Source organism: Desulfobacterales bacterium (genome assembly GCA_029211065.1).
Taxonomy (GTDB): Bacteria; Desulfobacterota; Desulfobacteria; order Desulfobacterales; family JARGFK01; genus JARGFK01.
Window position 1 is genome coordinate 24,132 of the sequence record JARGFK010000022.1, and the last position, 21,749, is coordinate 45,880.

Annotated in this window: 20 protein-coding genes; 12 read left to right on the top strand and 8 right to left on the bottom strand. The window is 46.5% G+C overall.

Annotated elements, in window-relative coordinates; all coding sequences use genetic code 11:
* The first annotated feature begins 16 nt into the window (after positions 1-16).
* The gene (gene uvrB / locus P1P89_06910; protein ID MDF1591228.1) at positions 17-2,017 is read left to right on the top strand and encodes an excinuclease ABC subunit UvrB; all 2,001 of its coding nucleotides are present in this window, start codon (positions 17-19) and stop codon (positions 2,015-2,017) included.
* Position 2,018: 1 nt separating this feature from the next.
* Positions 2,019-3,836, top strand: coding sequence for an excinuclease ABC subunit UvrC (gene uvrC, locus P1P89_06915; protein MDF1591229.1), 1,818 nt, complete (start codon positions 2,019-2,021; stop codon positions 3,834-3,836).
* A gap of 48 nt (positions 3,837-3,884) precedes the next feature.
* On the opposite strand, the gene mdh is transcribed toward uvrC, so the two are convergent.
* A complete protein-coding gene (mdh, locus tag P1P89_06920; protein ID MDF1591230.1) occupies positions 3,885-4,817 on the bottom strand; it encodes a malate dehydrogenase in 933 nt (310 codons plus the stop codon).
* A 296-nt stretch (positions 4,818-5,113) separates the two neighbouring features.
* Here mdh and P1P89_06925 point away from each other — a divergent pair, with 296 nt between their 5' ends.
* The 10 genes from P1P89_06925 to P1P89_06970 all read left to right on the top strand — a co-directional run bounded on the left by P1P89_06925 (position 5,114) and on the right by P1P89_06970 (position 13,563).
* On the top strand, positions 5,114-6,040 hold the full coding sequence (locus tag P1P89_06925; GenBank protein MDF1591231.1) for a hypothetical protein: 927 nt from the start codon (positions 5,114-5,116) through the stop codon (positions 6,038-6,040).
* Between the two features lie 41 nt (positions 6,041-6,081).
* Positions 6,082-6,693 carry a GTPase domain-containing protein gene (locus tag P1P89_06930; protein MDF1591232.1) on the top strand — a complete coding sequence of 204 codons (612 nt, stop codon included), beginning with the start codon at positions 6,082-6,084 and terminating at the stop codon, positions 6,691-6,693.
* A 13-nt stretch (positions 6,694-6,706) separates the two neighbouring features.
* Positions 6,707-7,873, top strand: coding sequence for a cyclic nucleotide-binding domain-containing protein (locus P1P89_06935; GenBank protein ID MDF1591233.1), 1,167 nt, complete (start codon positions 6,707-6,709; stop codon positions 7,871-7,873).
* A gap of 70 nt (positions 7,874-7,943) precedes the next feature.
* On the top strand, positions 7,944-8,282 hold the full coding sequence (locus P1P89_06940; GenBank protein MDF1591234.1) for a PilZ domain-containing protein: 339 nt from the start codon (positions 7,944-7,946) through the stop codon (positions 8,280-8,282).
* A 105-nt stretch (positions 8,283-8,387) separates the two neighbouring features.
* A complete protein-coding gene (locus P1P89_06945) occupies positions 8,388-8,867 on the top strand; it encodes a YfcE family phosphodiesterase (GenBank protein MDF1591235.1) in 480 nt (159 codons plus the stop codon).
* A 123-nt stretch (positions 8,868-8,990) separates the two neighbouring features.
* On the top strand, positions 8,991-9,887 hold the full coding sequence (locus P1P89_06950) for a phosphoribosylaminoimidazolesuccinocarboxamide synthase (protein ID MDF1591236.1): 897 nt from the start codon (positions 8,991-8,993) through the stop codon (positions 9,885-9,887).
* On the top strand, positions 9,877-10,836 hold the full coding sequence (locus tag P1P89_06955) for a ParB N-terminal domain-containing protein (GenBank protein ID MDF1591237.1): 960 nt from the start codon (positions 9,877-9,879) through the stop codon (positions 10,834-10,836). The genes P1P89_06950 and P1P89_06955 overlap by 11 nt, the downstream gene beginning before the upstream one ends.
* Positions 10,837-11,027: 191 nt before the next feature.
* Positions 11,028-11,639, top strand: coding sequence for a cytidylate kinase-like family protein (locus P1P89_06960; protein ID MDF1591238.1), 612 nt, complete (start codon positions 11,028-11,030; stop codon positions 11,637-11,639).
* 124 nt (positions 11,640-11,763) lie between these two features.
* The gene (locus P1P89_06965) at positions 11,764-12,753 is read left to right on the top strand and encodes a radical SAM protein (protein MDF1591239.1); all 990 of its coding nucleotides are present in this window, start codon (positions 11,764-11,766) and stop codon (positions 12,751-12,753) included.
* Positions 12,754-12,915: 162 nt separating this feature from the next.
* Positions 12,916-13,563, top strand: coding sequence for a thermonuclease family protein (locus tag P1P89_06970; GenBank protein ID MDF1591240.1), 648 nt, complete (start codon positions 12,916-12,918; stop codon positions 13,561-13,563).
* A gap of 28 nt (positions 13,564-13,591) precedes the next feature.
* Here the strand turns inward: P1P89_06970 and fusA are convergent, their stop codons facing one another.
* The 7 genes from fusA to P1P89_07005 all read right to left on the bottom strand — a co-directional run bounded on the left by fusA (position 13,592) and on the right by P1P89_07005 (position 21,533).
* Positions 13,592-15,652, bottom strand: coding sequence for an elongation factor G (gene fusA / locus P1P89_06975; GenBank protein ID MDF1591241.1), 2,061 nt, complete (start codon positions 15,650-15,652; stop codon positions 13,592-13,594).
* A gap of 121 nt (positions 15,653-15,773) precedes the next feature.
* Positions 15,774-16,526 carry a TlyA family RNA methyltransferase gene (locus P1P89_06980; protein ID MDF1591242.1) on the bottom strand — a complete coding sequence of 251 codons (753 nt, stop codon included), beginning with the start codon at positions 16,524-16,526 and terminating at the stop codon, positions 15,774-15,776.
* Positions 16,526-18,400 (bottom strand): 1-deoxy-D-xylulose-5-phosphate synthase, encoded by a 1,875-nt coding sequence (dxs, locus tag P1P89_06985; GenBank protein MDF1591243.1) that lies wholly within the window; start codon positions 18,398-18,400, stop codon positions 16,526-16,528. Before dxs ends, P1P89_06980 begins: the two co-directional genes overlap by 1 nt.
* Positions 18,401-18,522: 122 nt before the next feature.
* Positions 18,523-19,302 carry a polyprenyl synthetase family protein gene (locus P1P89_06990; protein MDF1591244.1) on the bottom strand — a complete coding sequence of 260 codons (780 nt, stop codon included), beginning with the start codon at positions 19,300-19,302 and terminating at the stop codon, positions 18,523-18,525.
* 207 nt (positions 19,303-19,509) lie between these two features.
* The gene (gene xseB / locus P1P89_06995) at positions 19,510-19,752 is read right to left on the bottom strand and encodes an exodeoxyribonuclease VII small subunit (GenBank protein ID MDF1591245.1); all 243 of its coding nucleotides are present in this window, start codon (positions 19,750-19,752) and stop codon (positions 19,510-19,512) included.
* Positions 19,733-21,106 carry an exodeoxyribonuclease VII large subunit gene (gene xseA / locus P1P89_07000; GenBank protein MDF1591246.1) on the bottom strand — a complete coding sequence of 458 codons (1,374 nt, stop codon included), beginning with the start codon at positions 21,104-21,106 and terminating at the stop codon, positions 19,733-19,735. Before xseA ends, xseB begins: the two co-directional genes overlap by 20 nt.
* Positions 21,107-21,257: 151 nt before the next feature.
* Positions 21,258-21,533, bottom strand: a complete 276-nt coding sequence (locus P1P89_07005; protein MDF1591247.1) for a hypothetical protein — start codon at positions 21,531-21,533, stop codon at positions 21,258-21,260.
* Between the last annotated feature and the right edge of the window lie 216 nt (positions 21,534-21,749).

Sequence of the window (21,749 nt, forward strand, 5' to 3'; positions counted from 1 at the left end):
AATTTCCCTGTGTGATATGCCTTCCTTTAAGATCGTATCCGATTTTACCCCCAAAGGGGATCAACCCGAGGCCATTGCAGCGTTAAGCAAAAATGTCCTTTCCGGTCAACCCCACCAGACCCTTTTGGGCGTCACCGGGTCCGGTAAAACATTCACCATGGCCCATGTAATTGCCGGGGTAAAAAAACCCGCACTGGTCATCGCCCCCAATAAAACCCTGGCTGCGCAATTATACCACGAATTCAAGTCTCTTTTCCCCCATAACGCGGTTGAATACTTTGTGAGCTATTACGATTATTATCAACCGGAGGCATACATTCCTTCCAGCGACACGTATATCCAGAAAGATTCTTCCATCAACGAAATGATCGACAAGCTGCGTCATTCCGCCACCCGGTCGGTTTTATCACGACGCGACGTGATCGTTGTCGCCAGTGTATCGTGCATCTTCGGCATCGGCAACCCGGAAGATTATCAGTCCATGCGAACCGATGTTGAGCTCAATATGGAAATGAGTCGTGAATCGCTTTTATCGAGCCTGGTTGCCATGCATTACGAACGCAATGATATCGATTTCCATCGGGGGGTGTTTCGGGTCAGGGGAGATCGGGTTGAAATATTTCCCGCCTATGAAGAAGACAGTGCCCTGCGCATCGAGTTTTTTGGGGATCAAATTGAGTCGATATCCGAACTGGACCCGCTCCGGGGGGATTTAAAACGGCGCCTCCAACGGGTGAGCATCTATCCGGCCAGCCATTATGTCACGCCCAAAAGCACGTTGGAGCGGGCTGTCAAATCAATTGTGCCGGAATTGAAAGATCGAGTCGATTTTTTCCGGAAGGAAGCGAAACTGATCGAAGCCCAGCGGATCGAAGAGAGAACAAACTTTGATCTGGAAATGATGCTGGAGCTTGGCTATTGCAACGGAATTGAAAACTATGCCCGCCATCTTACCGGTCGATCGATTGGTGAGCCGCCACCGACGCTGCTGGATTATTTTCCCAATGATTTTCTGGTCTTTATCGACGAATCCCATATCACCATTCCCCAACTCAACGCCATGTATAAAGGCGACCGGTCCCGAAAAATGACCTTGGTGGAATACGGTTTTCGTTTGCCGTCGGCCTTGGACAACCGCCCCCTTCAATTCGCTGAATTTAAAGCGAGGGTCTCCCAGGTGATCTATGTGTCCGCCACACCGTCACAGTATGAGCTTGAAAAATCAGCCTATGCGTTGATCGAACAGATTGTAAGGCCCACCGGCCTGACCGATCCTGAGATTGAAGTCCGCAAAGCCGACAATCAGGTGGATGACCTTTTTGAAGAAATATTACTCCGGACGAAACGCAATGAACGCGTCCTGATAACGACCCTGACAAAGCGGATGGCAGAAGACCTGACCGAATATTATTCCGATTTGGATATCCGGGTCCGATATCTTCATGCCGATATCAAAACACTGGAGCGAATGGATATTATTCGGGATCTCCGGATGGGGAAGTTTGACGTCCTCATCGGCATCAATTTGCTGCGGGAAGGACTGGACATACCTGAAGTCACCCTGGTTGCCATTCTGGATGCCGACAAAGAAGGTTTTTTACGGTCCACCCGGTCCCTGATCCAAACATGCGGACGAGCCGCCAGAAATGTGAACGGCAAAATCCTTATGTATGCGGCTACCGTGACCCGCTCCATGCAGGCAGCGATTTCTGAAACCGGCCGGCGCAGGCAAATACAACAGGAATACAACCGGCGCCATGGCATTACCCCGGAAACCATTGTAAAGGAGATCTCTGCTATTTTTGACTCGGTTTTTGAAGCGGATTACGTTTCAGTGAACATGGTTGCGGAAACGGAGGCGAAATTTTCATCCCTGGGAAATCAGGATGGGGAGGAGATGATCCGTGCCCTTGAAAAGGAAATGATGCAGGCGGCTGAAGCGCTGAGTTTTGAAAAGGCGGCTGCGCTTCGGGATCAGATTAACGCGCTTCAAAAAAAGCGGATATTTGAAATATAGCATGTCGAACAAGCTAAAAGAAAAATTATCGCTGCTGCCGCCGCTCCCCGGCGTTTACCTGATGAAAGACGCCGGCGGCAGCATCATCTACGTGGGCAAGGCCCAAAACCTGAAAAAGCGGATTTCGTCTTACTTCAGAAGTCCAGAACAGCTTGATCCCAAAACCGGCATGCTGGTTCAAAAGTTATCAACCTTTGAAACAATTATCACCGGCACCGAAAAAGAGGCATTAATTTTAGAGTCGAACCTGATCAAGAGGCACAAGCCGAAGTATAATGTCATCTTAAAAGACGATAAACGCTATCCGGCCCTGCGCCTTGATATCCAGAACCCGTATCCCAGTTTGACGATCGTTCGAAAGATCGGAATGGATGGCGCCATGTATTTCGGCCCGTTTGCATCTGCCCAGGCGGTTCGCCAGACGCTTAAAATAATTCAAAAAACTTTTAAATTGCGCAAGTGTAAAATCAGGGAGTTCCGGAACAGGACCCGGCCGTGTTTAAACCATCAGATGGGAATATGTATGGCGCCATGCTCTCTGCCGGTTGATAAAAATGCATACGATGAGGTCGTCAAGGAAGTCGGACTGTTTTTAAAAGGAAAAACAACCGAATTGATTGAAAAAATCAAAAAACAGATGCAACTGTCAGCCAAAAATCGGGAATACGAATACGCTGCCGTGCTCCGGGATAAAATGTTCGCCCTCCAAAAAACCCTTGAGAAACAGGTGTCTGTTACGACCGACTTAAAAGACAGGGATGTTCTCGCGGTTGCCGCTTCCGAAACAGCATCGGTTCTTCATCTGTTGATGGTACGGGGGGGCTATCTGGTGGGATCCCACCACTTCAATCTTAGCGGCCGCCTTTCAACGGAGCCTGAAATGCTGAGCGCCTTTTTACGCCAGTTCTACGACAACAACCACTTTATCCCCGGGGAAATTCTGGTACCGGTCCTGCCGGAAGATGCTGCGGTATTTGAGGACTGGCTTGGGGATATCAAAGGGGCGCGTGTTAAAATTTTGGCGCCCAGACGGGGCGAGAAGGTTCGCTTGATCAAAATGGCCCGTCAGAACGCCCACAACAGGTTGAAAGATTTAGTGGCGCTGCAGACGGCTGAAATGGACATTCTCCTTCGTCTGCAATACAAGCTTCGGATGGACCGCCTGCCGTTACAGATAGAATGCATTGACAATTCCAATATTTCAGGGCGACAACCGGTCGCTGCCATTGTGGTTTTTATTAATGGAAAACCGCAAAAATCTTCATACCGCAAATACATCTTAACATCCGTTTCCGGACCGGACGACTATGCCTACATGGCGGAAGTCCTGAGACGCCGCTTCGGAAAAGGATCGGATTCTCTTCCCTATCCGGACGTTCTGCTTGTGGACGGCGGCAAGGGACAATTGAATATTGGTGTGACCGTACTGAAAGCACTCGATATAGAAAATGCGTTCAAGGTTATCGGGATTGCTAAAAAAGATGACATAAAAGGAGAGGCTTCAGACAAGGTCTATCAGCCGGGCAGGGCCAATCCGATTGATTTCAACAGGGATAAAGACCTGCTGTTTTTCCTGCAGCGCATCAGAGATGAGGCCCATCGGTTCGCCATTGACTTTCACCGCAAGCGGCACCGGTCTGATGCCATGCAATCGATATTGGATACGGTCCCCGGTATTGGAAAACAAAGGAAAAAAAAGCTGCTGAAACATTTCGGCAGCACCAAAAATATCCGGGCAGCTACCCTTGAAGAACTGTGTAGGCTGCCCGGTATAAACGACAGTATCGCCAGATCGATAAAAGACAAACTGGCGGAATGACTTTTATTCGCCTTCGCCTGAATACCCTGCTGCTGGCTGCGGGGAGCTTCATTTTTTCAGCTTTTTTAAAACTTCCTTTAGTTCCTGGACAGCGGCAGCCGATTTGTTGAGTGCGGCTTTTTCTTCATCCGTCAGGGTAATCTCAATGACTTCTTCAACGCCGCCGGCCCCCAGTTTCACCGGGACGCCGATAAACAGATCATTGATACCATATTCACCCTGGAGATATACGGCGCAGGGAAGGATCTTTTTCTTGTCCTTGAGAATCGATTCGGCCATCTCCACAGCTGCCGATGCCGGGGCGTAATACGCACTGGTGGTGAGCAGTTTGACAATTTCAGCCCCTCCGTTTCGGGTTCTTTCAACGATAGCATCGATCCGTTCTTTTGAAATCAGTTCCGTAATGGGTATGCCGGCTACCGTTGAATATCGCGGCAGCGGAACCATGGTGTCGCCGTGTCCACCCAGTACGAATGCGTGGGTGTTTTCAACCGACACATTCAGCTCCATGGCAATGAAAGCTCTGAAACGGGCGGAATCAAGGACGCCGGCCATGCCGATGACCCGGTTTTTGGGAAATCCACTGGCTTCATAGGCCACATGACACATGGCATCAAGGGGGTTGCTGACAATAATGATAATCGAATCAGGGGACAATTTTGCAACTTTTTCCGTCACACTTTTCATGATTCCGGCATTGGTACCGATGAGATCGTCGCGGCTCATCCCGGGCTTCCGGGGAATTCCCGCTGTAATGATAACGATATCAGAGCCGGCGGTGTCTTCATAGTTGTTGGTGCCGGTTAAACGGGCGTCATGTTTTTCAATCGGGGCTGCTTCGGTAAGGTCCAGCGATTTGCCCTGGGGCACCCCTTCGACAATGTCGACCAGGACAACATCGCATAATTCTTTTTCCGCCAGTCGCTGGGCGGCGGTAGCCCCTACGTTGCCGGCTCCAATGACCGTTACTTTTTGTTTCATGGCATCCTCCTTGTTTATTTAAATTTAAATTAATAAAATATTCAGTCTGAATACGGAATGATCGCCCCAAACAGGTTGAAAAATTCACCCTGTTTTAAAGATAATCCGCTTTGGACATGATCACATTAAATGGAGAAAAATGGTTTAGCACAAATTCAATAATTGTCAACCGATTTATCTGACCAAAATGTTGACAAGAAGCATAAAAAAGTATAAATCTCAAAATGTTTAGTATGGTTATACATCATTGCGACGGAGGCTTGAATCCTAAATCTCATTTTGATGAGAGGAAAACAATGGATATTAAAACTCAGATTAAAACCTTGATTCAGGAAGCAGAGCTTTATCGGACCCAGGGCCTGCTGAAAGAGTCAAAAGTTAAATATAACAAAATTCTTTCCCTCATCAAGTCAAGCGTCCAGATTAAAAATCGAGAAAGTCTGATGGGTAGTATAACCAGAAAAATCGTAGCGCTTGATAACGAGATCTTGAAACTGGCAAAGGCTCCGTCGATCATAGAAATCCCTGAAAAAATACAGGATCTTATTAAGAAGCAGTTTGCCTTCGCCGCCAAAGATGAAGATTCTGCGGCCATTGAAGGGGCAATCGCGCTGGCAAAGTTCGGCCAATTCGAAAGGGCATTAAAAGAGTTTAATTTGCTCCTCGATAAAGATGCGGTCAGGGTCGTCGCCGCCAAAAACATCATTCGGTGCTGTATGACACGCACGTCTGTTGAGGATGCGGTAACGGAGTATGAGAAGTGGCTTTCCGGCGGCAAGTTCAGTTCATCCCAGTTAAACAGTGTGCGTTCTTTTCTGGGAGATATTCTGGCAAAAAAAGGAATTGCCAAAACCCTATCCCCCGTACCTGATAACGAACCGCCAGAGAAGATAGAAAACGCGCCGGATGAGGAATTGCCGGAAGAAGAGTATCTTGATATCAGCGCGATTAAAGTCACACTTGAAGACGGTCCCCAAAAGGGAAAATCCCTTGAGTTCGATGTAAACTTTCAATCCGGAAATGTTTTGAGCCTGATTATTTCAAGCAGGGATAAATCTTTAATTGACAATTTAGCGGTCGGTCTAAAGTTATCTAATGTCCAATTTTTCTCACCGATAGCTATTTTTGAAGGCACCGGGATTATTGCCGAAAAGACCCAGATCGGCACCGGCCCCAAAAGAGGGGATTACAGTCTGGATATTAAGATCTTGTCGACCAACTGATTAGAATCGATAGCAGTTCAGTGGTGTGGAGTTTATTTCAGATGGCTATTTTTAATTTGAAAAATAGAGAGATTGAATGTAAAATTGTTTTTTACGGACCCGGCCGATGCGGTAAGACAACCAATCTTGAGTATATCCACAAGACATTTAAGAAACAGGTGGCAGGTGAAATGGTATCGGTCAACACGGAAGGAGACCGGACCTTATATTTTGATTTTTTACCCATGGGACTTGGTAAAATCAAAGGGTGTGATGTACGTGTACAACTGTACACGGTGCCCGGACAGGTGCAGTATCGCTCGACCCGAAAGCTTGTTTTGATGGGGGTTGACGCCATCGTATTTGTAGCAGACTCCCTGGAGGTCAGGCGTGAAAAAAATATGCTTTCGTTAAAAGATTTGCAGGATAATCTGAAAGAATACAATCTCAGCATTTTTAAAATTCCATTAATAATGCAGTACAACAAACGCGATCTCGCCCAACAGGGGATGCCGCTGATGACAATCGATCAAATGGAGCACGATCTGAATCGCCAGTTGAAAGCGCCTTCTTTTGAAGCCAGCGCGTTGTCAGGGCAAGGGGTTGGGGTAACACTGAAGGAATGTTTGAAGCTGACATTGAAATCACTTCAAAAACAGACAAAATGGGCATAACAGCTAAATCGGTATGAGCATCAAGGCGGATCTCTCGGGTAATCTTGGTTTTTTGGGTCTGGTGGACCTTTTGCAGTTGTTGGGCGCAAATGGAAGTTCAGGAACCCTGCGCTTTCAATGTAAATATGCTGCGGGGCCGGCGGTTGTTTATTTTTCAAAGGGTAATCCCGTCGACGCTTCCAGCGAATCCCTGAAAGGGCTGGATGCCCTTTACTCGCTATTTGGTTGGACTGAAGGCGAATTTGAGTTCCGTAAGGATGGTATTGAACGAACAAAGGTAATCCGGAATAGCCGTATGGAAGTCATCCTGGACGGATTGAAAAAATTAGATGACGGGCAGATTAAAAAGCTGGGACCGCAAACACTGGCCCAAGCTGCGGGTTCAGGCAAAAAAGGGTCGGGGATTCCGGTTATTAAAGGTCCTTTGATCGATTACAACTTTGTTGTTGATGAAGAAGAGTATACCGCCGGCACTTCCATTGTCGAAGAGGGAAAGCATGGCAACTGGATCTGGGTGGTATTGGAGGGCGTTGTTGATATTGTCAAACAGACCCCCCAAGGGCCCTTGACCATTGTTCAAATCAGCGAAGGAACTTTTATCGGCAGCATGGCTTCATTTCTGCTCGAGGGAAATATTCGAAGCGCTTCCGCGATTGCCGCCACCAATGTCCAGTTGGGCGTAATTGATGCGCAACGGATTTCCAGTGAATACGCCCGCTTATCACCTGAATTTAAAGGACTTTTAAAAAGTTTAGATAACCGCATGGTTCAGGTGAGTGATCGCATCGTTGATTTTCATCTTAAAACGAATAAAGCCAAAGCGCTTATTCAATCGATGAAACTGGTACTGAAACAGGGTGATAAAAAAGAAAAATTTTACGTCATTACGGCCGGTAAAGCATGTGTGGTCCGAACCTCAGATAAGGCGAATGTTCCGCTGGTTTTATTAGAGCGTGATGATTATTTCGGATATCATCCCTTCTTAGACATGGGACAAGAACCTTATTCGGCTTCCATCGCAGGGTCGGAAAATCTTACCGTAAAAGAAATTGATCTTGCAAAAATTCACACTGAGTATGATCAACTCTCCACGACGGTAAAGCATCTGATTGAAAACATTGCCGCCAATATATCGATAACGACGTTGGCGGCCACCGATCTTTTCAAGAAAATGAAATGAACAACGGGACCGTGAAGCTTTATGGAAAGTTTTAATCCCAAAACATCGAGAGATAGGAGATAGGACCCTGATGACGTCAAAAGAACAAAGAAAAGCCGTTAGAATCAATTCTCTGAATCTGTCTTATATCGGTATTGATGAAAACAATGTGACCGTAAAACAGGCAATGGGTCGAACACTGAATGTGTCCGAAAATGGAATCCTGATGGAAACCCATTTCCCGATAGATTCAAAACAGATCGTATCACTATCCCTAGCGTTGGAAGATGAGCTGATCGATATGAAGGGTGAGGTTGTTTATTCCCGACCGGGCGAAGATGACAAGTATGAAACCGGGATTAAGTTTATCGAGGTGAAAGAAGCATCACAGTTGATACTGAAAAAATATATTCAGGCATTCAAAAAATAAATGTGAATTTTTCAAATTTGGCGCATCCTGTTTGTTGACGTTTCCTAATTATTTTCTCTCCGGAAGACCATCTTTTCTACATTTTTTTGTCGGATTAATCGATTAATGAAAATCGGGGTTATTTCTGATACGCATTTGTCTGAACCCGATGAGCGCCTTTACCGACTGGCGGATCATATCTTCGCTGATGCTGATATGATTCTGCATGCCGGCGATCTCGTCAACCTAGCGGTTTTAAAGGTTTTTTCCGATAAAAAAGTTATATCGGTTCGTGGGAATATGGATCGACAAGAAGTCGCTGCAAAGCTTCCGGATAAAGAGATCATCGCAGTCGGTAGATTTCGCATCGGGCTGATTCATGGATGGGGATCTCCCCGGGGGATAGAGGACAAAATAAAGGGGTGCTTTACGGATGTAAATGCCATTGTTTATGGGCATACCCATAAAGCCGCAAACCACCTAAAAGATGGGCTTCTTTTTTTTAATCCCGGCGCTTTTTCAGGAACATTCCTGATGGGGCGAAACCGTTCGGTCGGGGTTCTGATTGTATCTGACACGATCGAAGGGGCTATCATAAGATTATAAGTGTTTTTTTGAGGATCATGTTTCCCCTTGTTTTTTGCTCTTGGTGCGGTATATAAAATTAATTTTTTTGGGGGTTCAGTTCATTGGGTTAAACACGGACAACACAATCTGGAGGGGGTTTAAATGCTGAAAACAGTGAAACAAACCGATTTTCCGACATTAAAGTTACTAAAACGCGGCAAAGTGAGAGATATTTATGACCTGGACGACAGCCTGCTGATGGTTGCGACCGACCGAATTTCGGCATTTGACGTGATCATGCCGGATCCCATACCCGAAAAGGGGAAAATTTTAACACAAATATCACTTTTTTGGTTCAATCAGATGGCATCCATTGTCCCAAATCATATAATCTCCAGCAATATTGATGACTATCCATCCGCCTGTCAGCCCTATGCCGACATCCTTCGGGGCCGCAGCATGCTTGTAAAAAAAGCCGAGCCGCTGCCGATTGAATGCATTGTCAGGGGATATTTATCCGGCTCCGGTTGGACATCATATCAGGAATCCGGTACCATTTGCGACATAAAACTCCCCAAAGGCCTTAAGGAATCCGACAAACTTCCCGAGCCGCTTTATACACCTTCTACAAAAGCTGAGGCCGGATCACATGATATGAATATCGATTTCAATGAAACCGTCAAAAAAATCGGCAAGCCGTTGGCCGAAAAAGTAAAACAGCTTAGCTTTCTGGTTTATAAAAAAGGCGCTGAATTCGCAGAAAAAAGAGGAATTATCATCGCGGATACCAAATTCGAATTCGGACTGGTCGGCGAAGATGTGTTGCTCATCGATGAAGTATTGACGCCGGATTCATCCAGATTTTGGCCCAAAGCACATTATCGATCCGGTGGTTCCCAACAGAGTTTCGACAAACAATATCTCAGGGACTATTTACTGTCTATCAAATGGGACAAAAAACCGCCGGCGCCGCCGCTGCCCAAAGAAGTCGTCAACAATACACGTATAAAATATCTTGAAGCGCTTGAAATGCTTGCCGGTACTCAAAATGCGCTTTGACAACAAAATTGTTCCATTGTCATCTATTGATCTTTCCGATCAAACGTTTCGCATTACAACTGAAGGGCATATCGTCGAACTGGCTGAATCTCTGAAACTGTTGGGGCTGATTCACCCCCCCTTGCTGATGGGAAAAGGGGAGATATTCACCGTCCTTAGCGGTTTTCGACGGATTCAAGCCGGTCAATATCTTGGATGGCCAACTCTTCCGGCCAGGATTGCGGACCCTGAGACAGAAAAATTGGCGTACGCTCAGTTTGCCATTGCGGATAATGCCCAGCAGCGCCAATTGAATCTCATCGAAGCGTCCCGGTCGCTGAATCTTTTGTCGGGTTTTTATCACGAGCCGGAAAAACTGGCAAAGGCAGCGGCTTCTCTCGCCCTGCCGGGGAATCTTGCGGTCATCAAAAAAATTCAAAAATTATGCCGATTGCCGCAGTTTGTCCAGGAACTGATTGTCGCAGGTGTCATATCGCTGTCCATGGCGTTGGATCTTGAAAAAATCTCCCAAGAAGCGTGTACCGCATTTGCCGGTATATTCAATGAATTGCGACTGAGTCTCGCCAAACAGCGCGAAATATTTACCCTGGTTAAAGAAATCGCGCTGCGCGAAGAAAAGGACTATATGGCGATCCTGTCGGAAACGGAGATTGGCCGGATTCTGACCGATGAAAATGATAACCACGCCCAAAAGACTTCAAAGGTAAGATTTTATCTAAAACAGCGACGGTTTCCGGCGCTTGTTGAGGCGGAAAATAAGTTTGCGGAATTCAAAAGAAACTTGTCCCTTGGCAGCCATTTCGAGCTGATACCACCCGCTGATTTTGAGGGCGCCAAACACGTTATCCGGCTGCATTTTAATAGCCTGGATGAGCTCGAATCGCATCAGTCCGCCTTGGCGGGGCTCATTGAAAATACCCATTTTATCAAATATTGGTCCTGTATTTAATCGGCATCAACGCGGATATAAAGATTTTTAACTGCGATCCGTAAGTTCGACATTTCTCTTTGCTTTTAGGGATTCAACATGCTATGCACGAAGACGATGTCAACATTTAGAGATGATTGTTTTTTTCCGACCGTGAATATTCGAACCGCTGATACGATGTGGATCCCTGCCCGATTTCAAAGGAGGTGGACATGGCTGTGATTACTATTTCCCGACAGTTTGGCGCCGGAGGTAAAACCCTGGGGGATATGGTCGCAAAAAAAATGAACTATTCCTTTGTCGACAATGAAATCATTCAGATGGTCGCCAAAAAGGCGAAAGTTTCCACCCATTGGGTGGAGTCCATTGAGAAAGAAGCCGGCGGCAAGTTATTAAAGTTTATGACCGGACTGGTTTCAAAAAACCTGGTGGAGCGTATCCTTGATGAAAAGCGCGGATATATTGACGAAGAGATTTTTGTCGATCTTTTGAATAAAATCATCGTTCAGATCGCCGATGAAGGAAATGCCGTCATTTTAGGCCGGGGCGGGCAATATATTTTAAGAGATCGCGAAGACACTTTTCATGTACTCCTGATTGCCCACCTGAATGACCGTATCCGGTTTATGGAAGAGCATTATGACCTCTCGACCGCCCAGGCCACCCAGGCCGTAAACAGAGAGGACAAAAGACGCAGCAACTTATATCGAAAATTCGGCAAAGAAGACTATGACCACCCCGACCTTTATCACCTGGTACTCAACATGAGCAAACTCACGTTGGAAAAGGCGCGCGACCTTACTTGCGATTTGATAAAGAAGTAAAGGGCCTGTCCCATTGCCGCCGGCAAAATTATTAATTGACGCGCAGGTTCTTCATTTCCCGGAAGTCCGCTCTATCAAGGACCGGCTGAAGATTCCTTCTGAAATTATCACGGATCCAAAGAAAATGTTTCATTCGTTTCTTTGCGCCGATGATCCGGTCCATGCGGGAAAACAAGCACTTTATCTGACGCAAAACAGAGGGGCATTCATCCGAGACTGCCCGGGTACGCGTGCCTATCAATGCTGCGGTTATAAAATTCTGCACATCGGTTCCTTTTGCAATATGGATTGCTCCTATTGCATCCTGCAATCCTATTTTCATCCCCCCCTGCTTCAATATTTTGTAAACAAAAACGACCTGCTGAAAGAACTGGAAGGGGTGTTTGCTGAAAAAACAGTCAGCAGGGTAGGGACCGGTGAATTCACCGACAGCTTGATCTGGGATGCCTGGAGTGATCTCAATCGCCGGTTGATTGAAAAATTTTCAGCGCAGCGCCATGCCGTGCTGGAATTAAAAACCAAAACCATTGCGATTGACCGGTTAAAGCGGCTGAGGCACAATCGGAAAACCATCATCTCCTGGTCGCTCAACTCACCCGGGATTATTCGTAGCGAAGAACGTCGAACCGCTCCACTTACCGCAAGGCTCAAGGCCGCTGCAACGTGTCAGGACTGGGGATATCCATTGGGTTTTCATCTGGATCCCTTGATTATCTACGATGGCTGTCAAAATGACTACCGTCAAGTGATAGAACAGCTCTTTTCGTATGTTTCCGCTGAAAACATCGCCTGGATCAGCATGGGCTCTTTTCGATTTATGCCGGCATTAAAACCGATTGTCCATAAACGATTTCCCGATTCGAAAATCATTTATGGAGAATTCATTTCCGGACTCGATGCCAAAATGCGCTATTTCCAACCCCTGCGGATTGAACTCTATCGTAAAGTCGTTGGGTGGATCAGAGCGCGGGCGCCCCAGGCAATGATCTACCTGTGCATGGAAAGCGATGCCGTCTGGAAACAGTCGTTCGGATTTATTCCCTCGGAAAGGGGCGGATTGGCCCAAATGCTGGACGCGAGCGCCGTAAAGCTGTGTAACCTTTCTGTCAGTTGATGAATGCTTACGGTACAGTAAATATCCGACCTCAGAGGGAAGCTTTCTTGGATTTTCATACACTTACTGAAATTCCAACCATCAAATTCCAAATATCAAACAAATTCCAATGACCAAAATTCAAAAATTCAAACCTTGAGACTTGTTTAAGGAAATTTGTGAATGAAATTAAGGATTGCCGCTTACTTTATTATCGCTTTCCTTGGCATCATTTTATTCCAGGGCGGTTATGCCCGGGCAGAAACGACGGCTTATGTGCGCTGGGTGGATGACGGGGATACCATTGTTTTGGCAGACGGTCGGCGTATCCGCTATATCGGCATCAATACGCCGGAAATCGGAAACGCTGACAAAAAGCCGGAATTGCTGGGCCCTGAAGCCAAAAACTTCAACAAGCAAATGGTATTTCAAACATATGTACGATTGGAGTTCGACAAGGAAAGAATTGATCACTACGGCAGAAATCTTGCTTATATTTTCGGCCCGGCGGACATTTTTATCAACAAAGAGATACTCCACCGCGGATACGGGCATTACCTGTATCGTTATCCGAATATCAGGTATCACGCAATTCTATTGGAAGCCCAACAATCGGCAATGAAAGCTGAAAAGGGGATCTGGCGAGACTGGAAAGAAACGGAAGGACATTATATCGGCCATAAAGGGTCCCGTCGATTTCATATGGACAACTGCCCCTTGGCCCAAAATATTTCACCGGAGAACAGAATCTATTTTACAAAACGGTGGGATGCTTTCTGGCAGGGGTATGCGCCTGCCAAGAATTGTCTGCCGGGAGGGCTTTCTCAATAGATACCCCCGGTTTGCCCGGGGGTATCTGTTATTCCTTGTCTTTATTGATTTCATCAATGATCTTCTGTGCCAGTTGCACCGGGACTTCATCATAATGAGAAAATTTCATGGAGAAAGTGCCCCTGCCGCCGGTCATGGAGTTCAGATCCGGGGCATAGGTCAGAAACTCGGACATGGGAACATTCGCTTTAATCACCTGGCTTTTGCCCTGGCTGTCCATACCCAGCACGCGGCCCCTTCTGCTGTTCAGGTCTCCCATGATGTCTCCCATGTATTCTTCCGACGTAATAATGGAAACTTCCATGATCGGTTCCAGCAGAACCGGATTTGCTTCGGTCGTCGCTTTTTTAAATGCGAGTGACCCGGCTATTTTAAATGCCATTTCAGAAGAATCTACGGCATGAAACGATCCGTCATCTAAAGTCGCCCTGAAATCAACGCACGGAAATCCTGCCAGCACCCCTCTTTGGGCCGATTCAATAATCCCTTTTTCAACGGCCGGAATATAGGTCTTGGGGATCGCCCCGCCGACGATGGCGTCAACATACTCAAAGCCTTTTCCCCGGGGCAACGGTTCAAACTGGACCCAGCAGTCGCCGAACTGGCCATGGCCGCCGGTTTGTTTTTTGTGGCGACCCTGAACCCGCACTTTTTTCTTGATGGTTTCCCTGTAGGGGACCTTGGGTTTATTCAACAACACTTCCACATTAAATTTTCGCTTTAGCTTTTCAATTGTTGCTTCAATATGAACCTGACCCATGCCGGACAACAAAATTTCTTTTGTTTCGGAATTGCGATCAAGTTTCAAGGCGACATCTTCTTCAAGGAGTTTTGCCAAGGAGCTGTAAATTTTGTCTTCATCTCCCCTGGAATTCGGTTCAACTGCAAAAGTGATCAGGGAGGGAAGGGGTTCCACGGATTTGAATTTTATTTTATTGCTTTCATCACAGAGCGTATCGCCGGTTACGGTTTCTTTCAACTTGGCCACAGCAACAATATCCCCGGGGCCGGCCCCCGTTATCTGTTTTTGCTCTTTTCCGGATAGTCGCAACAACTGTGTAAAGCGCTCTCTATTTTCTTTATTCATGTTGTAGAAACTGCCATCCCCCTCCAGCTTTCCCGAGATGATTTTAAAAACCGAAAGGCGACCGGAATAGGGATCGGCGATGGTTTTAAAAACAAAAGCCGAAAAAGGGGCATCCGGGTCGGGGGTGCGCTCTATCTCGTTGCCGGCCGGATCCGCACCCGTTTTGGCGGCTCTGTCCAGGGGCGAGGGCAGACAGCTACCGATAAAATCCATTAACAGATCGATACCGATATTGCGGGTGGCCGAGCCGCACAGAACCGGCACAAAAATTTGCGCCAAAGTGCCGGCCCGGAGGGCTGTCTTTATTTCGTTATCGGTTAATGCTTCGCCTTCAAGATATTTTTCGACCAGGGTATCATCGGCCTCAGCTATGTTTTCAATCAGTGCTTCCCGTTCGGCAGCCGCCTGATCTTTCATGTCGGCAGGAACTTCGGTTGGAACGCCCTTCCCGTCGGCATCATATAAATACGCCTTCATGCTGATCAGGTCTACAACCCCCTTGAATTCGGATTCCTTTCCGATGGGAAGCTGAAGGATTATCGGTTTGGGGGTGAATATTTTCTTAATATCTTCAAATGTCCGTGAAAAATCTGCCCTTTCACGGTCCAGCTTGTTCGTGAAGATTACCCTCGGCAAATCGAAATCGTCGGCAAAGCTCCACGCCAATTCTGTTTGGACTTTTACGCCGTCCACGGCATCAATAACCACAACAGCCGCATCAGCAGCCTGCATGCAAAACTTGGTGTCGCAAAAAAAGTTTTGATCACCCGGCGTGTCAATAATATTGATGGTATATTTATTCCAGCTGAACTGATGAAACGCACTGCTGATGCTGATCTGGCGTTTAAGCTCTTCCGGTTCGAAATCCATGGCGGTATTCCCATCCTCAACACGACCCTGTCGGTTGAGTATTCCGGCATTGAAAAGCATGACTTCTGCCAGTGACGTTTTACCGGCGCCGCCATGGGCGATTAGAGCGATACTTCTTAATTTTTCAACCATATCTATTACTTATGCTCCTCTCTATTTGGAATTTTGTTTAGTCTGATGATATCACTTCGATGAATTTTAGATTCATCCTTCTATATAGTTGCGCGGAAAAAATCAAGACTAAAAACCGAATCTATTCAACAGCCGATGTTTCAGATGAAGTTAATAAGAAAAAAAATTCCCGGTTTCCTTTGGGTCCCAGAATCGGCGAGGGCATCGTAGCCTTACATATCAGGTCGATCGTTTTAAAAAAACCGGCCAAATTTTCGATAACGTCCTGATGTTGGGACGGGTCCCGCACAACCCCGCCTTTGCCGACATTGCCTTTACCGACTTCAAACTGGGGTTTTATCAGCGCAAGAATTCGGCCTTCTTTTTTTAAAAACTTTAAGACTGCCGGGACAACAATTTTCAGCGATATAAAAGAAACGTCGATGGCAATCAGATCAACCAGGCAGGGAAGGGCGCTTGCCGGCATATGCCGGATGTTTGTCCGCTCCAGGACGGTGACCCGTGAATCCTGTCGCAATGCCCAAGCCAGCTGGCCATATCCAACGTCAACGGAAAAAACGTGCTTGGCCCCATGCTGGAGCAAACAGTCGGTAAAACCACCGGTGGATGCACCCACGTCCAGGCAAACCAGGCCGCTTGTCGAAACCTTTAGCAGGGACAGGGCCTCTTCAAGCTTCAATCCTCCCCGGCTGACATAAGGGTGGTCCTGGCCTTTGACAACAATATCTTCAGTGTCCGTAACGAGTGTGCCGGGTTTGTCGACTTTTGTTCTGTTTACCAGGACGCTGCCCGACATGATCAAGGCCCGGGCACGCTGCCGGCTTTGGACCAAACCTTTTTCCACAAGAACCAGGTCAAGTCTTTTTTTTGACATCAAGCCCCTAACAGTTTTTGAGCTGCCGTCAAAATCCCCTGGGCGTCTAAACCGTATTTTGACCTGAGAAGCCCCTGGGGTCCGTGTTCGACATAAGTGTCCGGGATCCCAATTCGTTCCAGTCGATAGTTCATGGCGCCGTTATCGCTTAGACACTCCAAAACGGCACTTCCAAAACCACCCTGACGGACATGTTCTTCAACTGTAATGACGTTGGGGATCTTTGCGGTCAAAGCACAAATCAAATCCGTATCCAATGGTTTGAGAAAGCGACAGTTGACCACCGTTGCAAAAATACCTTTTTCTGACAGCATGTGATGTGCTTCCAGCGCATCGGCGACCGGCCGGCCGATTGCAAGGATAAGAATATCGTCCCCTTGGGTTAAAATTTCAGCTTTGCCGATGGTCAAGGGCTTAAGCTCCTCGTCCAATAAGGCCCCGGTCCCTGATCCGCGGGGATAGCGAACAGCTGCAGGGCCCTTGTATTCGATGGCGGTAAGGAGCATCCGGCGCAGTTCATTTTCATCTTTTGGAGACATGACGATCATATTGGGCAGGCTTCTCAAATAGGAAAAATCAAACAGTCCGTGGTGGGTAGGGCCGTCTTCGCCGACAATTCCCCCCCTATCAACGGCAAAAACCACCGGCAGGTTCTCCAGGCAAACATCATGGACAATCTGGTCATAGGCGCGTTGGAGAAAGGTTGAATAAATAGCCACAACCGGCTTTAGGCCCTCAGTGGCGATGCCGGCGGCAAAGAGCACCCCGTGCTGCTCAGCGATTCCGACGTCAAAAAACCGATCCGGAAACATTTGGGAAAACTTCATAAGACCGGTGCCTTCCGGCATGGCTGCGGTAACCGCCACGATGGAAGGATTGGTTTGGGCCAGCTGCACCATGGTATCGCCAAATACGTTGGTGTAGGTGGGGATGATCTTTTCGCCGGTGATACAGTTTCCGGTCTCGACCTCAAAGCATCCGACGCCATGAAAGTAAACCGGATTTTTTTCGGCAGGGGGGTACCCCTTTCCTTTATGCGTCGTAATATGCAGCAGCACAGGTTCGTTTAGATGTTTGATATTATTCAGTATGTCTATAAGATGGTTGAGCCTGTGACCGTTAATGGGGCCAAAGTACTCAAAATTAAACGCCTCGAATAACATTCCCGGCGTGATAAAGGTTTTAAATGATTCCTCACTGCGTTTGGCAAACTGGTAGATATCATCGCCGATTTTGGGTAATGACTTTAAGAATTCTCCCAGTTCTTTTCTCAGTTCCTGAAGTTTTTTTGCTGAAAGCGTCCGGCTCAGAAATGATGACAATGCCCCTACATTGCGGGCGATGGACATGTCGTTATCGTTTAGTATGACGATCAGATCCTTGTGAATATCTCCGGCCTGGTTCAACCCTTCATATGCAAGCCCGGCTGTCATCGAACCGTCACCGATTATGGCAATTGTTTTGGCCGGATCGTTTTTAAGCCGCTTGGCACATGAAATTCCTATGCCGGCAGAAATGGAAGTGCTGCTGTGCCCGGTTGAAAAAGCATCAAACGGGCTTTCGTTCATGCGGGTAAAACCACTAATACCGCCGTGCTGTCGCAGGGTATGAAAACGCTCCCGTCGGCCGGTCAAGAGCTTGTGCGCGTAAGACTGGTGGCCGACATCCCAGATAATTTTGTCCTCCGGGGCATTGAATACATAGTGAACGGCAATGGCAAGTTCCACTGTACCCAGGCTGGACGCCAGGTGGCCGCCGGTTTTGGATACAACCGCAACAATCTCTTTGCGAATTTCTGCTGCAAGTTTTGGAAGCTCGGATCGGGAAAGACGTTTTAAATCGTCCGGGGAATTAATCTGTTCCAGTAAACTCAATGAATGACCGACTCCTTTTAGGTGAATTGTAAAAGATGAATCATAAATTCAAAAAAACGACTATCGTTTCATTTTGTTTCCGATCAATCAAACTATTATATAATATGAAGAACCGTATAAAGCTACTTTTTTCTTTTTACAACATAGTCTGCAATGGCGCGAAGGGGATCCGATTTATCGTCAAACCCTTTGATGGATTGAATCGCATATCGGACCAGTTTTTCAGCGGTTTCAAAAGACTTGGAAACACCGATCAGGGCAGGATAGGTCGCTTTTTGGCGAAATTCATCCGTACCGGATGCTTTCCCGGTAACAGCCGGATCACCTTCGACGTTTAATATGTCGTCGGTTATCTGAAAAGCCAGGCCAATATTTTTAGCATACCTGGACAGCTGATGCATTTGGGTGCGGGAAGCATCCGCGATAATGGCGCCGGTGCATATTGATGCCTCGATAAGGGCGCCGGTTTTTAACCGATAAATCTCTTTAAGATCCTTCAATGCCAGGGTGCGGCCTTCTGAAGCAATGTCCCGCATTTGTCCTGCAACCATCCCTTTGTGGCCGGCAGCCGTTGCAATGGTGTAAATAACTTGTAGGTATTGCGCCGTTTTTTTTTTACTATCGTCGGTTGAAAGTATCTGAAATGCCATCGTCAGCATGGCATCGCCGGCTAAAATGGCTGTGGCTTCATCAAAGGCCACATGACAGGTTTTTTTGCCTCTGCGCAAGTCGTCGTTATCCATTGCCGGCAAATCGTCATGTATCAGAGAATAGGTATGGATGAATTCGAGGGCGCAGGCGGCCCGCAGGGCTTCATGGGGTTTTCCGGCAACGGCGTCTGCGGCGGCCAAACACAAAATCGGTCGCAGCCTTTTTCCGCCGGCCATTATGGAATAGGACATGGCAGCGAGTATCCTGGGGGAAGCGGTGGATTCCAACAGAATTTGCCTGATTTCGCGATCAATTCGGGATCGCTTTTTTTTGAGGTAGGTTTCCAGGGGTAACATGAATTTTTATAATAACGATTCAAGTGGTTAGGATGAATTCCGCCGGATATGCGCTGGAAGCAACACAGCCTACCGTCTATTCACCATCAATCTGTTACTTTGTTATGTTTCCTTTGAATCATTGCCAACGGTGAAAGGTTTTTCAATGATCTCACCGTCCTGGTCTTTTAACAAAATAGATATTTTTTGTTCAGTCTCATCCAGTATCTGGGAACACAGCTTTGAAAGTTGAATCCCTTCTTCAAACTTTTTCAAGGCTTTTTCAAGGGGCAGGTCGCCGGATTCCAATTCACGGACGATCTGTTCCAACTGCTTTAGTGATTGTTCAAATGTTTTTTTGGCCATTGATTGATTTCCTCCCTACACGACAGACAAGGGAACCCCTTGCAAGCAGTATGTCAAGGTTCTGTCCGATTTCGACGGATTCAGCGGATTTGACAACGGTTTTATCTGAAACGGTACGGGTGATGCTGTAACCCCGCTCCAAGATGGCGATGGGGCTTAAGGCGCGGAGCCTTGCCGCTTGAGCCTCCAATTCTGAAGATTTACTATTGCTATATATTCTCATATAATACTGTATGTTATATTTTAATCTATCAACTGTATCTTTAAGTTTATAAATTTGAGTCTGCGGGTTAATTATTCGCAGCCGATCTGCCCACCAGGAAATACGTTCACGTTTACGGTCAAGGGCATTTGCGGTGAGTCGAATCAAGCGAAGCATGAGATCGTCGGCATGGAATCGAAGTTCTTGTAATTTTTTTCGCGGATCAACCATGCGCACCATCAACTGGTTCAGCTGAATTCGATAATCATCAATATTATTATAACCAAATGTAATTATATCGTTTTTTAGTTTATGGCAAAGTTGTTTCAATTCATGCTTGACTGGAACAGCAAGTTCAGCTGCCGCTGAAGGCGTCGGCGCCCTGAGATCGGCAACGAAGTCGGCAATGGTAAAGTCGGTTTCGTGTCCGATGGCTGAAATGATGGGGATTTTTGACCTAAAAATAGCCCTTGCCACGATTTCTGTGTTAAACGCATTCAGGTCTTCCAAAGAGCCGCCGCCACGCGCCATAATAGCCACATCCACATCCGGTCGGCGATTGAGTAGTTCCAGCGCGGATACAATTTCCTTATCGGCACCATCGCCCTGTACTTTCACCGGGATTATTTTTATGTGAATATTCGGATAGCGTCGGTGCGTTACCTTAATAATATCATGAACAACTGCACCGGTAGGGGAGGTAATGATCGCTATTTTTTGCGGAAGAAACGGCAGCTTTTGTTTGTGTTTTTCGTCAAACAGCCCTTCTTCGGAAAGTTGCGTTTTGAGTTGCTCAAAGGCAATCTGCATTTCCCCTATACCCTTGGGCTCTAAATATTCAAATATTACTTGATAGGATCCCCTGGGCGCATACAGACTGATCCGACCAAGGCCGGTAACATTCATGCCGTCAGCCGGAACAAATTTCAAGTTGCGATTCTGGCCGCGAAAGATCACCGCACTGATTTGTGCATGTTCGTCTTTGAGGGTGAAATAATAGTGGCCTGAAACCGGCACACTGAAATTGGAGATTTCACCTGTTACCCATACAAACGGAAAATTTTCCTCCAGCACCGCCTTGATCCCTGCGGTGAGTTTGGATACGGTATAAATTATATTCTGAGGGGTATCTGGCTGGATTACGTTTTTCATAGTTTTGTTAGAGGACAAGAGGATGGCGATCGGTGTTTTTATTTATATGATAACCGGATATAGTTTCCTTTATATTGCCGTTATGTCTGATAAGATATATTATGTAAACTAATAACAATATGGAACCCGGTTGGTTCTTCCCCTTGATACCCTATGCGTCATCCTTGGCATATTTTTGAATAAATTCCCTTACAGCCGGCATGACATAAATATCATCATTAATTTCTTTGCTCAAAAATGAGCACATTATCGTATTTTTATCAAAAGTGGATTTTTGTTTGTCCAAAATAAAAAGTTTTTTATTTTTTACGATGCAAAACCCGCTTTGTGTGTTGACACCGCTTTTACGCAAAATCTGTTCCGAAACGGTTATATTTAATCTTTCCGCCAATGCCTTGAGATGCTGATACATTTCTTCAGGCTTCATGGATATTTTACGCCCAAGAAAATAAAGTTTTAATATAGTATAAAAGACCCGCTAAAAAAATATCGACAACAGCAACCGTATATTAAAGTTATATATACTGTAAATTCAGCTGATGTCAAAGCGTTTTTAATCTTGATATGTTTTACGGATGTGTTATGTTTATCGGAAGAAACTGGTAGGATTCGGAAATCAATTTAAACAATACACTAATGACGA

Excerpts from the sequence above, each read along its gene's own strand:
- P1P89_06940 (MDF1591234.1), top strand. The coding sequence starts at position 7,944 with ATGACGTCAAAAGAACAAAGAAAAGCCGTTAGAATCAATTCTCTGAAT.
- P1P89_06955 (MDF1591237.1), top strand. The coding sequence starts at position 9,877 with ATGCGCTTTGACAACAAAATTGTTCCATTGTCATCTATTGATCTTTCC.
- P1P89_06960 (MDF1591238.1), top strand. The coding sequence starts at position 11,028 with ATGGCTGTGATTACTATTTCCCGACAGTTTGGCGCCGGAGGTAAAACC.
- P1P89_06950 (MDF1591236.1), top strand. The coding sequence starts at position 8,991 with ATGCTGAAAACAGTGAAACAAACCGATTTTCCGACATTAAAGTTACTA.
- P1P89_06990 (MDF1591244.1), bottom strand. The coding sequence starts at position 19,302 with ATGTCCTATTCCATAATGGCCGGCGGAAAAAGGCTGCGACCGATTTTG.
- uvrB (MDF1591228.1), top strand. The coding sequence starts at position 17 with ATGCCTTCCTTTAAGATCGTATCCGATTTTACCCCCAAAGGGGATCAA.
- P1P89_06930 (MDF1591232.1), top strand. The coding sequence starts at position 6,082 with ATGGCTATTTTTAATTTGAAAAATAGAGAGATTGAATGTAAAATTGTT.
- xseA (MDF1591246.1), bottom strand. The coding sequence starts at position 21,106 with ATGAAAAACGTAATCCAGCCAGATACCCCTCAGAATATAATTTATACC.
- P1P89_06945 (MDF1591235.1), top strand. The coding sequence starts at position 8,388 with ATGAAAATCGGGGTTATTTCTGATACGCATTTGTCTGAACCCGATGAG.
- mdh (MDF1591230.1), bottom strand. The coding sequence starts at position 4,817 with ATGAAACAAAAAGTAACGGTCATTGGAGCCGGCAACGTAGGGGCTACC.
- P1P89_07005 (MDF1591247.1), bottom strand. The coding sequence starts at position 21,533 with ATGAAGCCTGAAGAAATGTATCAGCATCTCAAGGCATTGGCGGAAAGA.
- P1P89_06965 (MDF1591239.1), top strand. The coding sequence starts at position 11,764 with ATGTTTCATTCGTTTCTTTGCGCCGATGATCCGGTCCATGCGGGAAAA.
- xseB (MDF1591245.1), bottom strand. The coding sequence starts at position 19,752 with ATGGCCAAAAAAACATTTGAACAATCACTAAAGCAGTTGGAACAGATC.
- uvrC (MDF1591229.1), top strand. The coding sequence starts at position 2,019 with ATGTCGAACAAGCTAAAAGAAAAATTATCGCTGCTGCCGCCGCTCCCC.
- P1P89_06970 (MDF1591240.1), top strand. The coding sequence starts at position 12,916 with ATGAAATTAAGGATTGCCGCTTACTTTATTATCGCTTTCCTTGGCATC.
- P1P89_06980 (MDF1591242.1), bottom strand. The coding sequence starts at position 16,526 with ATGTCAAAAAAAAGACTTGACCTGGTTCTTGTGGAAAAAGGTTTGGTC.
- P1P89_06935 (MDF1591233.1), top strand. The coding sequence starts at position 6,707 with ATGAGCATCAAGGCGGATCTCTCGGGTAATCTTGGTTTTTTGGGTCTG.
- P1P89_06925 (MDF1591231.1), top strand. The coding sequence starts at position 5,114 with ATGGATATTAAAACTCAGATTAAAACCTTGATTCAGGAAGCAGAGCTT.
- fusA (MDF1591241.1), bottom strand. The coding sequence starts at position 15,652 with ATGGTTGAAAAATTAAGAAGTATCGCTCTAATCGCCCATGGCGGCGCC.